This is a genomic window from Croceitalea rosinachiae, assembly GCF_031846445.1.
GTDB classification, from domain to species: domain Bacteria; phylum Bacteroidota; class Bacteroidia; order Flavobacteriales; family Flavobacteriaceae; genus Croceitalea; species Croceitalea rosinachiae.
In genome coordinates this window covers 20,600-32,096 of sequence record NZ_JAVRHR010000007.1, presented here as the reverse complement: position 1 = coordinate 32,096, position 11,497 = coordinate 20,600, and the positions used below count along the sequence as shown (strand labels likewise).

General features: G+C 36.6%; 11 protein-coding genes. 7 read left to right on the top strand and 4 right to left on the bottom strand.

From position 1 onward, the window contains the following. Nucleotides 1–26: 26 nt before the first annotated feature. Together pgmB and RM706_RS16145 are read right to left on the bottom strand one after the other, a co-directional pair. On the bottom strand, nt 27–686 hold the full coding sequence (gene pgmB, locus RM706_RS16150) for a beta-phosphoglucomutase (RefSeq protein ID WP_311353308.1): 660 nt from the start codon (nt 684–686) through the stop codon (nt 27–29). Nucleotides 687–737: 51 nt separating this feature from the next. Beyond that, nucleotides 738–1,463, bottom strand: coding sequence for an SIMPL domain-containing protein (locus tag RM706_RS16145; protein ID WP_311353307.1), 726 nt, complete (start codon nt 1,461–1,463; stop codon nt 738–740). 78 nt (nt 1,464–1,541) lie between these two features. Between RM706_RS16145 and guaA the strand changes: the two genes are divergently transcribed. The 4 genes from guaA (at nt 1,542) to RM706_RS16125 (ending at nt 6,234) form a co-directional block, all read left to right on the top strand. After that, entirely contained in the window at nt 1,542–3,074 is a 1,533-nt protein-coding gene (gene guaA, locus RM706_RS16140; RefSeq protein ID WP_311353306.1) for a glutamine-hydrolyzing GMP synthase, read from the top strand. 90 nt (nt 3,075–3,164) lie between these two features. Further along, nucleotides 3,165–5,306 (top strand): PBP1 and LysM peptidoglycan-binding domain-containing protein, encoded by a 2,142-nt coding sequence (locus RM706_RS16135; RefSeq protein ID WP_311353305.1) that lies wholly within the window; start codon nt 3,165–3,167, stop codon nt 5,304–5,306. Beyond that, on the top strand, nt 5,303–5,710 hold the full coding sequence (locus tag RM706_RS16130; RefSeq protein ID WP_311353304.1) for an OsmC family protein: 408 nt from the start codon (nt 5,303–5,305) through the stop codon (nt 5,708–5,710). Before RM706_RS16135 ends, RM706_RS16130 begins: the two co-directional genes overlap by 4 nt. After that, entirely contained in the window at nt 5,695–6,234 is a 540-nt protein-coding gene (locus tag RM706_RS16125; protein ID WP_311353303.1) for a DUF922 domain-containing protein, read from the top strand. Before RM706_RS16130 ends, RM706_RS16125 begins: the two co-directional genes overlap by 16 nt. Here the strand turns inward: RM706_RS16125 and RM706_RS16120 are convergent. Beyond that, nucleotides 6,231–6,479: a DUF1059 domain-containing protein gene (locus RM706_RS16120; RefSeq protein ID WP_311353302.1), complete on the bottom strand. Its 249-nt coding sequence runs from the start codon at nt 6,477–6,479 to the stop codon at nt 6,231–6,233. The genes RM706_RS16125 and RM706_RS16120 overlap by 4 nt on opposite strands. A 27-nt stretch (nt 6,480–6,506) precedes the next feature. Next, the gene (locus tag RM706_RS16115; RefSeq protein WP_311353301.1) at nt 6,507–7,370 is read right to left on the bottom strand and encodes a hydroxypyruvate isomerase family protein; all 864 of its coding nucleotides are present in this window, start codon (nt 7,368–7,370) and stop codon (nt 6,507–6,509) included. 44 nt (nt 7,371–7,414) lie between these two features. Here RM706_RS16115 and RM706_RS16110 point away from each other — a divergent pair, with 44 nt between their 5' ends. The 3 genes from RM706_RS16110 (at nt 7,415) to yidC (ending at nt 11,282) form a co-directional block, all read left to right on the top strand. Further along, on the top strand, nt 7,415–7,648 hold the full coding sequence (locus RM706_RS16110; RefSeq protein WP_311353300.1) for a DUF3820 family protein: 234 nt from the start codon (nt 7,415–7,417) through the stop codon (nt 7,646–7,648). Between the two features lie 58 nt (nt 7,649–7,706). Beyond that, nucleotides 7,707–9,344 (top strand): CTP synthase, encoded by a 1,638-nt coding sequence (gene pyrG / locus RM706_RS16105; protein ID WP_311353299.1) that lies wholly within the window; start codon nt 7,707–7,709, stop codon nt 9,342–9,344. A gap of 63 nt (nt 9,345–9,407) precedes the next feature. After that, nucleotides 9,408–11,282: a membrane protein insertase YidC gene (yidC, locus tag RM706_RS16100; RefSeq protein ID WP_311353298.1), complete on the top strand. Its 1,875-nt coding sequence runs from the start codon at nt 9,408–9,410 to the stop codon at nt 11,280–11,282. Nucleotides 11,283–11,497 lie beyond the last annotated feature (215 nt).

The window sequence follows — 11,497 nt, the reverse complement described above, 5'->3', positions numbered from 1 at the left end:
TTTCTTTTATAGGGCTAAGAGGTTTCTTAAAATAAGTCTTGAAAATGCGACTTCACTTCAAAAAGGGTGGCTTCTTTCATCGTCTCAAAACGTACACTAGCATGACCCACACGTTCTTCAGGACCTATTCCCACGGAATAAAAACCTCCGGCTTTAGCCGCGTCAACACCACTTTGAGCATCTTCATAAACAATACATTCCTCTGGTTTAAGGCCTAGTTTATCCGCTCCAAATAGAAAAATGTCCGGTGCTGGTTTGCTTTTTGAAACGCTGTTACCATCACCAATGACATCAAAATACTTTTTGGCATCCAATTGTTCCAAAACTTTGGAAGAGTTTTTACTTGCACTCCCTAGAGCTACTAAAAAGCCTTCTTGTCTTAAGTGCGTTAAAAGTTCTTCAGCACCTGGTAGATAATCCTTAGGTGTCATGGTATCTAAGCTGGCGACATAAATATCATTTTTCATTGCTGCCAATTCTTCTAGTTTATCTTCCGCAACCGAAGCATTATTATGATTTTTAATAATATTAATGGAATCCATACGCGAGACTCCACGAAGTTTTTCATTTACTTCTCGGTCGAATGTCCAATCCATTTCTTCAGCTAATTTTTTCCAAGCTAAATAATGAAGCTCTGCCGTGTCGGTGATAACACCATCTAAATCAAATATGAAACCTTTAATCATCCTCAAAAAGTTTGGTCGACAAAGAAATGATTAAAAATGTAAAGAAAAAAGTTACTTAACGTTATATTCCAACCGGATAGTGATGGAAGCGGTCTTGTTTTTCGATGCTGTATTGAACGAGCCACCCCAGCTATAGTCTTCTCCTGAATTTTGGCCTGTAATTTGAAAAACACCCATTCTAGCGGATATAAGTTCTCCTAAATTTCCACCAGCATTTTCAGCAATTCGTTCGGCACGTATTCTAGCATCTTCGGTAGCTTTAGATATCATTTCAATTTTAAGGTCGGCCAGTTTTGTGTAATAGTATCTTGGGGGAGAGGAATTGAACTGTACCCCTTTATTCAATAATTCTGTGATCTCACGAGAAACCGCCTCTATTTTTGATACATCAATCGATTCTATTTGAACTGATTGAGAAAGCTCATATCCTCTAAAAATGCTGCCAACGTAGTTTCCATTTTCGTATTTATTATCGCGTTGTTCTGTGGTTTGCACCGAGGTGAAGATGATATTTTCGTTGTTTATCCCTTTGGATACTAAGTAATTACGAACAATCTCTTTTTGCTCGTTTAACCGTTCAAACGCTGAGGTCAACACCGAGCTATAAGCAGAAAAGCGACCTTCCCAAACAATTAGATCCGATGTGAAATTTTCATTTCCAAGTCCAGTTACTGAAATTACTTGGGCCGGATTAGCACGTTCAACATAGGCATTTCCCAAAAAAAATGCCGCTATGACAATAGCTAAGCCAAAGATGATTGCGGTTAAGTGTTTCATTTTAAAACTTTTCGATAAGTTGTTATAAATATACCTAAAAATCACTTTTGCAACGCTACCAAATTGCTATTTTTGCCCATGCATAACCAAGTACTCATTCTCGATTTTGGGTCCCAGTACACGCAATTGATAGCACGTCGTGTTCGGGAGCTCAATATTTACTCAGAAATTAAACCTTATAATAAATTACCTGAAGATTTGTCGCAATTTCAGGCCGTAATTCTTTCGGGATCTCCATATTCGGTAAGGGCAGATGATCCTCCGCATCCAGATTTGTCTGCAATAAAAGGAAAGAAGCCCCTTCTGGCAATTTGTTATGGAGCGCAATATTTAGCTCATTTCCATGGTGGCAATGTTGCTCCTTCTGTTACTAGGGAATATGGACGTGCCAACCTTTCTAAAGTAGAGGAAAACGAGAAATTTTTGAAAAATGTTCATTTAGGTAGTCAAGTATGGATGAGCCATAGTGATACCGTAAAGCAATTACCTGAAAGGGGAGTTTTATTGGCAAGCACGAATGATGTTGAAAATGCTGCTTTCAGAATTGAAGGGGAAAATACTTATGGAATCCAATTCCACCCAGAGGTATATCACACAAAAGATGGCAAGCAACTATTGCAAAACTTTTTAGTTGATATTGCAGGTTTAAAACAAGATTGGACCCCTGATGCCTTTATAGAGACCACTGTTGCAGAACTAAAAGGAAAAATTGGGGATGAAAAGGTAATTTTGGGCTTGTCAGGTGGTGTAGATTCAAGTGTTGCTGCGATGTTGTTACACAAAGCAATAGGTTCGCAATTGCACTGCATTTTTGTGAATAATGGCTTGTTGCGCAAGAATGAGTTTGATAGTGTTCTAGAACAATATAAGGGCATGGGTCTTAATGTGAAGGGGGTAGATGCTTCGGCACGTTTTTTGGATGCCTTGAAAGGAGAATCGGATCCTGAGGGTAAAAGAAAAATTATTGGCCGCGTTTTTATTGAAGTTTTTGATGATGAATCACATCAGGTTGAAAATGCAACTTGGTTGGCGCAGGGTACTATTTACCCTGATCGCATAGAATCTGTGTCAGCCAGTGGTGGTCCATCGGCTGTGATAAAAAGTCACCATAATGTTGGGGGCTTGCCAGATTATATGAAATTGAAGGTTGTGGAGCCGCTGCATTTATTGTTTAAAGATGAGGTACGTCGAGTAGGCAAGAATATGGGTATGGACCCTTCTATTCTTGGTAGGCATCCTTTTCCTGGACCTGGATTGGGAATTCGTATTTTAGGTGACATTACCCCAGAAAAGGTGTCTATATTACAAGATGTAGATGCTATTTTTATTGAAGGATTGAAAAAAAATGGGTTATATGACAAGGTTTGGCAGGCCGGAGCTATGCTTTTACCCGTAAATAGTGTAGGTGTTATGGGCGATGAACGTACGTATGAAAAATGTGTTGCACTTAGAGCAGTTGAAAGTACTGATGGTATGACAGCAGACTGGGTAAATTTACCATATGGATTTTTACAAAAAGTATCTAACGATATTATCAATAAAGTAAAGGGTGTCAATAGAGTTGTATATGATATCAGCTCTAAGCCACCCGCTACTATAGAGTGGGAATAATGAAAACCCATAATGGGACTTTATTAATAGTAGCTTGCTCTACCAATATATATTTATTGAATACGAAATGATTGGTCGAAATTTATAGAGATGAAAAATCAAATTTTAAAATATAGCTGTTTTGTTGTAGTGGTGTTATTTAGCGTATTAGCTATTGGGCAACAAAAATATATCACCCATCCTGTAAAAGAAGGTGAGACACTTTACAGTATTGCAAAACGGTACCGCGTTACGCCCTATGCCATTTTACAGCAGAATAAAGAAATAAAGAATTCTGAAGAAATAAAACCAAATACTATTTTGGTGATTCCTGTTGGCGGAGTAGTGGTTAAAGAAGAACCACAAGATGAAGTCGCTGAGGAGCAAATAGAACCAATAGGTTTTCAGAGGCACAGGGTTAGAAAGAAGGAAACCTTATTTAGCTTGACTCAAAAATACGAGGTAACGGAGGAACAGATAAAACGTTACAATACGGATTTGTATTCTGAACAATTAAAAAAGGGTATGGTTTTGCAAATTCCTAAATACCCAGAAGTTCTAGTTGAAGAAGAAAAAGATATTGAGTTTGAAATGTATAATGTGCAACCTAAAGAGACTCGTTGGAGTATTGCCAATAAATACGGAATTACAATAGATAGTTTGCTATTCTTTAACCCAGATTTACCCAAGAACACAAGTTACCTTGCTGTTGGCCAAGAACTAAAACTACCTCGGCCCAAAGGCGATAGTCTAGATGAACAAAAAGTGGTTTTGTACGAGTCCTACACGGTGCCTAAAGCAATTGGTATTTTTAGGATAAGTCAAAACTATGGTATTCCCGTTGATTCAGTGATTAAACTTAATCCTGAAATTAATGAAATTGGTGGTTTAAAAGAAGGAATGGTTTTGCGATTGCCCAAACAAAAACCTCAAAACGAAGTCGTAAATACGGAGAATTATATTTTTTATCAAGTTAGGCCTAAACAGAATATATTTAGACTTACGCAAAATTTAAAAATTTCAAGAGACTCTCTTTTTGCTTTGAACCCTGAGCTGGAAAATGGTTTAAAAGCGGGTATGGTGTTGAAACTGCCTAAAAATAAAATAGAAGTACTTGAGGTTAAGAATTCCCTAGTACTTGATAAAATTAATTTAGTTGACAGCATCAATATTGAAAATAGACCTAAAGTAGTTTTTTTATTACCCTTTAGATTAGACCGTATTGACTTTAAAGACTCTGAAAGAACAGAGGCACAGATAAAAAGACTTAGTGGAGTAAAGTATGCCGCTGGATTGTATACAGGGGCATTAGTAGCATTAGATTCCATTAAGAAGTTAGGTTTATCAGTCGACGTAGAAGTTTATGATACTGAGCGTAATCTTGAGACGCTTAAAATGACACTTTCACAAAACTCTTTAATGGGTGCTGATGCGGTTTTAGGCCCTATTGACCCTGGTCTTTTAGGCGAGGTTGCGGTACAGGCTTCTAATTACAATATACCTGTTATTGCCCCTTTTGCCGCGAAAAGTGATTTGAGTTTGAGCAATGTATTCTTCACAGTGCCTGATGATGAAACAATGCGACAACGTATTTTGTCATATGTGCAAAAGAAAAGAACTAATGAGAATTTGATTATTATAGCAGATGGCAAACATCAATCTGCCAAAGATTCTATTTTGAGCATATTCCCTATGGCGCGGGTCGCTAAAATGAGCGAAGATGGTTCATTACATTTGGTAGATTTTCAAACCATGCTATCTGAACAAGAAGAAAATTGGGTTTTTGTTGAAACCAATAAACCTAATTTAATTACTAGTGTTAGTTCGATTTTAAATGCATCCATTGGACCAGTAGAGGAAGGTGGTGATATTAAGGTAAGGATGTTTACAACTGATTATAATAGTGCTTTTGAAGGAGAATCAGTGTCTCGCCCACATTTGTCTAACCTTCAATTTATGTTTCCATCTTCATATCGTGAACAAGATAATGACAGTTTTGTAAAAGATTACAAAAGAAAATTTGGATATGCTCCTGATCGTTTTGCTGTTCGAGGATTTGATTTGACATATGACTTACTTCTAAAATTGGCGCACAAGAAAAACCTTTTTGAGACAGAACGAATTATTGGAAGAACAGAATACAGTGGTTATGGTTTTGATTATAACAATAATTGGACCTCTGGATTTTATAACCAAGCTTCTTATTTAATGCAATATGATGAATTGCGAATTAAACAAATTGATACCAAATGACATCGAAAGTAACTTATACAGGTGAATTAAGAACTACTTGTGTTCATATTCGCTCTGGAAATGAATTTATAACTGATGCACCATTGGACAATCATGGTTTGGGGCAGGCATTTTCGCCAACCGATACTGTTGCCACTGGTTTGGCGAGCTGTATGATAACTGTTATGGGGATTAAGGCTAGAGACTTGGACGTAGATTTAGCTGGTTCTACTGCCGAAGTTACCAAACATATGGCCTCGAATCCGCGTCGGATTTCAAAAATAGAAGTTCATTTAGAATTGCCTTCCAGTGTCTCTGAAAAGAATAGAGTGATATTAGAACGCACAGGTCATACCTGTCCGATTCACTATAGCCTTCATCCAGATATAGAAAAAGAAATTACATTTAATTGGACAAGAAGTTAAAACTTATAGCTACTCTACTATTGTTAGGGTATTTTGGCTCTGCACAAGAGTTGGAAGAGTCTGTGCTTTGGAGTGCGGATAAACGCTTGACATGGAGCGATTTTAAGGGACCAATTCCTCCAGATGCTGTTCCTGCGGCTACTACTGCTAGCGGTATTAGTTATAAGTATTCCGCAAACTTATTACATCACGAGGTAAAATTAGATTACACCGTGAACGCTTATTTTTATCCTAATGAGTCGTGGTACAAACCCGATTCTTGTGATGATTTAATTTTAAGTCATGAACAATTGCATTTTGATATTTCAGAGCTATTTGCAAGAAAAATGCGATTGATATTAAGCCGCACTTCTTTTACAGAAAACGTGAAAACTGAGATTAGAAAAATTTACAAAGAAATATTAAAGGAACTTTCCGATTTTCAAGATAAATATGATTGGGAAACCAATTTTTCTAGAAATAGAGAAGCACAACTAGAATGGAATGCTAGAATAGCTGAGGCATTATCTAAAATCGAAAATTAGGCAAAGTCCTGATTATTTTTCATTTCCTCAAATTCTTTACGTTTATTTTCAAACCAATCATGCATCGCCCGTGGTGACTGCATTAATACTTTCATTTTATCCATGGCTTTAAGATGCGCTGCATCTTGTTTTTGAAACATTTCCATCCCATGTTTCTTACTCATTTCTGCAATTTCCTCAAAAGTTTCGGCGGTAAAATTCATGTCACAAGCACCGCCCAATTGATTACAGGTCATTGTTTTCATAAGTATAAGGTATAAATTGTTGAATAACTAAATATCACATCTTAAGAATGCATCTTTCAAAGCTGCAATTTTATCTTCCCAGGTAGTAATAAATTCTTGGGCGACATACCCTTTATAACCTGTTGCCAAAATGGCATTCATTATTGCAGGGTAGTATAATTCTTGGGTTTCATCAATTTCATTTCGTCCAGGCACACCAGCAGTATGATAATGTCCAAAATATGGATGGTAATTTTGAATGCTTCTAATAATATCACCTTCTTGAATTTGCATATGGTAAATATCAAAAAGCAGTTTAAAGTTGTCACTGCCTAAGTGTTTGCAAAGCTCCACCCCCCAAATAGAGCTATCACACATGTAATCTGGATGGTTAACTTGGTTGAAAAGTTCCATTTGAATGACAACACCATGCTTTTCTGCTATGGGCATAATCTGTGAAAGACCATCAACACAGTTTTGCAAACCTACATAGTCGTTCATGCCGTTTCTATTTCCACTAAAACAAATAAGATTGGTATACCCAGCTTGGGCTACTTGTGGAATAATTTCTGCATAATTCTGTACAAGCTGCTCATGATTTTTTGGATCATTCCAGCCTTCGGTCAAACTTATTTCTGCTCCGTTGCACATGGAACAGTGGATGTTATATTTTTTTAACAATGGCCAATCTTTTGGGCCAATTAAGTCGATTGCCTTTATGCCTAGTTCGTTCAATACTTTTAAAAAATCTTCTAAAGCATAACTGTCAAAGCACCATTGGCAGACACTATGATTGATATTGTTTTTTAATTCAAAATCTTTATTGTTACTATCAATATTGGCAGTTACTTTTGTTGCCGCTAAACCAGCTGTTCCAATAGCTGCAGTGGCAATAAAATTTCTTCGTTGCATAATTATAATTTAACTTCAAGAAAGATAATACATTAAAAAAGCAAATGGAAATCAAACCTGATAAACGAAAATTATTAGAGCTTGCACATTATAAAATGCCATTTGGCAAGCATAAAGATTGGTATTTAGTTGATTTGCCCGTTGCTTACTTGGTTTGGTTCAAACAAAAAGGATTCCCTACTGGAAAGTTGGGAGAATATTTAGAAACAACTTTAGACATAAAATCTAATGGGCTGGAACCAATAATTAGAAAGCTTCAAAAAGAATTTCCGAAATAAGAGCTCAAGTTTCTAGTGATAATTAGTACCTTTATGCCCCGTAACAACAGATACAATCATGTCACAAACAAAGTACATTTTTGTTACGGGAGGCGTAACATCTTCATTAGGTAAAGGTATTATCGCCGCATCTCTTGCCAAATTACTACAAGCAAGAGGTTACAAGACTACCATTCAAAAGTTAGATCCTTATATTAACGTTGATCCTGGTACGTTAAACCCTTATGAACATGGCGAATGTTATGTGACGGATGATGGAGCAGAAACTGACCTAGATTTAGGACATTACGAACGTTTTTTAAATGTAAATACTTCGCAAGCAAATAATGTTACCACGGGCAGAATATACCAAAGTGTTATTGAAAAAGAACGCAGAGGCGAGTTTTTAGGTAAAACGGTTCAAGTTGTTCCGCATATTACCAATGAAATTAAGGAACGAATTCAACTGTTGGGCAACAGCGGAGAGTATGATATTGTCATTACTGAAATTGGTGGCACTGTAGGTGATATAGAGTCATTGCCCTATATTGAAGCAGTTAGACAATTGCTTTGGGAACTTGGCGATAATAATGGTATAGTCATTCATCTAACATTAGTTCCGTATTTGGCCGCTGCAGGTGAACTAAAAACAAAGCCCACTCAGCATTCTGTTAAGACGCTTATGGAAAGTGGAATAAAAGCGGATATTTTGGTATGCAGAACCGAGCATAATATTTCAGAAGAGAAAAAAGAGAAGTTGGCACTTTTTTGTAATGTTAAGAAAGAAGCCGTTGTTCAATCAATTGATGCTTCAACTATTTATGACGTTCCCCTTTTAATGCAAGAGGAAGGTTTGGATACTGTTGCTTTAAAAAAATTGGATTTACCTGATATTATCGAACCAGATTTAACAAATTGGAAACAGTTTCTTCAAAAACACAAAAGCCCAAAAAGTCAGGTTACCATTGGTTTAATAGGGAAGTACGTGGAATTACAAGACTCTTATAAATCCATCCTTGAGTCTTTTATCCATGCAGGTGCTGCGAATGAAGTTAAAGTAAATGTACGCTCCATACATTCTGAACATATTTCTAGAAATGATATAGATAAGAAAATGATGGGTCTAAATGGAGTTTTGGTTGCTCCAGGTTTTGGAGAACGGGGCATTGAAGGCAAAATTTTAGCAGTGCAGTATGCTCGCGAAAATAATATCCCGTTTTTAGGTATTTGTCTAGGAATGCAGATGGCAGTTATTGAATATTCAAGAAATGTCTTAGGTCTTGAAAATGCCAACTCAACTGAAATGGATGAAAACACTCCTGATCCGGTAATCAATTTGATGGAAGAGCAAAAAACAGTGACCAATAAAGGTGGAACAATGCGCCTTGGTTCTTGGGATTGTGAGCTAAAACCAGAGACGCTTGCTCAAGAAGTTTATGGAGGCGCCAATGAAATTTCAGAACGTCATCGTCACCGTTTTGAGTATAACAATGCTTATAAAACTGCTTTAGAAGATTCAGGTTTAGTGGCTTCCGGTATAAATAAAAAAACAAACCTTGTTGAAATTGTAGAGTTGCCATTACACCCATGGTTTGTTGGTGTGCAATATCATCCTGAATATAAAAGTACGGTTGCCAACCCACATCCCTTGTTTGTAGGATTTGTGAAGGCTGTTTTAGAGCAAAAACTTCAACAAACTAATGCCAGTTTGGCATAAACTGCACATTTGGATATATATTTGCGAGCCAAGTAGGCAGATATATATTACTAAATAACTTTCATGGAAGAAAAGAAACTGGATGTAAAATCCATTATAGGATTTGTATTGATTTTTGCCATTTTGTTGGGTTGGATGTATCTCAAACAACCAACTCCAGAAGAATTGGAAGCGCAAAAGGCACAGCAAGAGCAAGTAGAAGCTGAAGAAAAAGCGCAAGAAACAACAGATACGGTTACACCAGAGGCTATTGCGGAAAAGCCGATTCTAAATATTCAAGATTCCACCGCTGTTGCAAATTATAAAAGCGCAGTAGGGGCCTTTGGTTTTACTCAAACGCAGAATGGTTCAACCATACTAAAAAACGATTTGGTTTCTTTGGAAATAGCTAATAAAGGCGGACAAATTGTTACTGCTAAAATGCAGAATTTCGTCACTTACGATTCAGTTCCTGTTTACTTAGTTAAAGATGGTAATGCAGAATTTGGACTATCATTCTCAACTAATGATAATCGCGTTTTGAATACTACAGACCTTTACTTTGAACCTACTTTATCAAAGAGTGGTAATAATCAGGTACTGTCAATGAAGGCCAAAGTTTCGGCTAATCAATACCTAGAATATCGTTATGAAATGAAACCAAATGATTATTTGGTGGATTTTACTATTCGCTCACAAGGCCTTAATGGTGTCTTCAACTCCTCTAAGCCAGTTGATTTAGAATGGAACTTAAAAGGTATTCGTCACAATAAAAGTGTACAGTATGAAAATCGCTATACCAGGCTAACATATAATCATGATGGTGAAAAAATCAGTAAACTATCTGAAAGTAGTGAGCTAGATGAAGAAACTGAAGTTGATATAAAGTGGTTATCGTACCGTCAACACTTCTTTAGTTCTATTCTTGCAACCAATCAAAACTTTAAATCTGCAGAACTCACTTCTAAAAACCTAGTGGAAGAAGAAAGTAAAGAAGAGAAATTCACAAAAGAATATACCACAAAAACAACCTTAGATCTTCAGGGAGGTGAGTTATCCCAAAATATGCACTGGTATTATGGCCCTACTGATATTCAAGTTTTAGATGATTACAAAGAATTAGGTTTGGTAGAATCCATTCCTTTTGGTTGGGGGATTTTTGGTTGGATAAACCGATTTGTATTTACCCCATTCTATACTTTTTTAAGTTCGTTTTTGCCTTACGGAATAGCAATTGTAATCATGACCATTATTGTGCGTTTGGCCTTATCGCCTGTTACATACAAGTCATACCTATCTCAAGCTAAGATGAAGGTTTTAAAACCAGAGATTACTGAAATCAATGAGAGGCTGAAAGATAATGCGATGAAGAAGCAGCAAGAAACCATGAAATTGTACAACAAGGCAGGGGTGAGCCCGATGAGTGGCTGTATACCGGCATTGCTGCAATTACCTATTTTTTATTCTTTGTTCATGTTTTTTCCCACCTCTTTTGCTTTAAGACAGAAATCGTTTTTATGGGCGGAAGATTTAAGTTCTTACGATACTATTTTTAATCTGCCCTTTAGTATTCCGTTTTATGGGGATCATGTAAGTTTATTTCCAATCTTGGCATCAATCGCTATTTTCTTTTACATGATGATGACTACTGGTCAAAGTATGCAAATGCAGCAACAGCCCGGTATGCCGAACATGAAATTTATTATGTACCTATCACCAGTAATGATGCTGGTATTCTTTAATAACTACGCTAGTGGATTGAGTTTGTATTATTTCATCTCTAACCTCATTACCATTTTTATCATGTTGGCCATCAAGAATTATATTTTGGATGAGGATAAGATTCATGCCCAAATTCAAGAGAACAAAAAGAAACCTAAAAAGGAGAACAAATTCCAGAAAAAAATGCGCGAGATGATGGAGCAAGCTGAAGAACAAAAGAAAGCGGGAAGGAGATAAAAAAATCTTGGGGAACTTTCCTTTAAAAAACTTCCCCCGATAGGGGGAAGCTTCTACCATAATAGGTATAGTTTGGAAAGATTCGGGACTTCAAAGATGACAAGTAAATTCTACTTAAAAAACTAATAGTTGTCAAGTGCCATCTTTTGTATGGTAATAGGGTACCTTTTGATGTGTCATCGATGAACGGTAATCGAGTATAAATAAAGAAATGC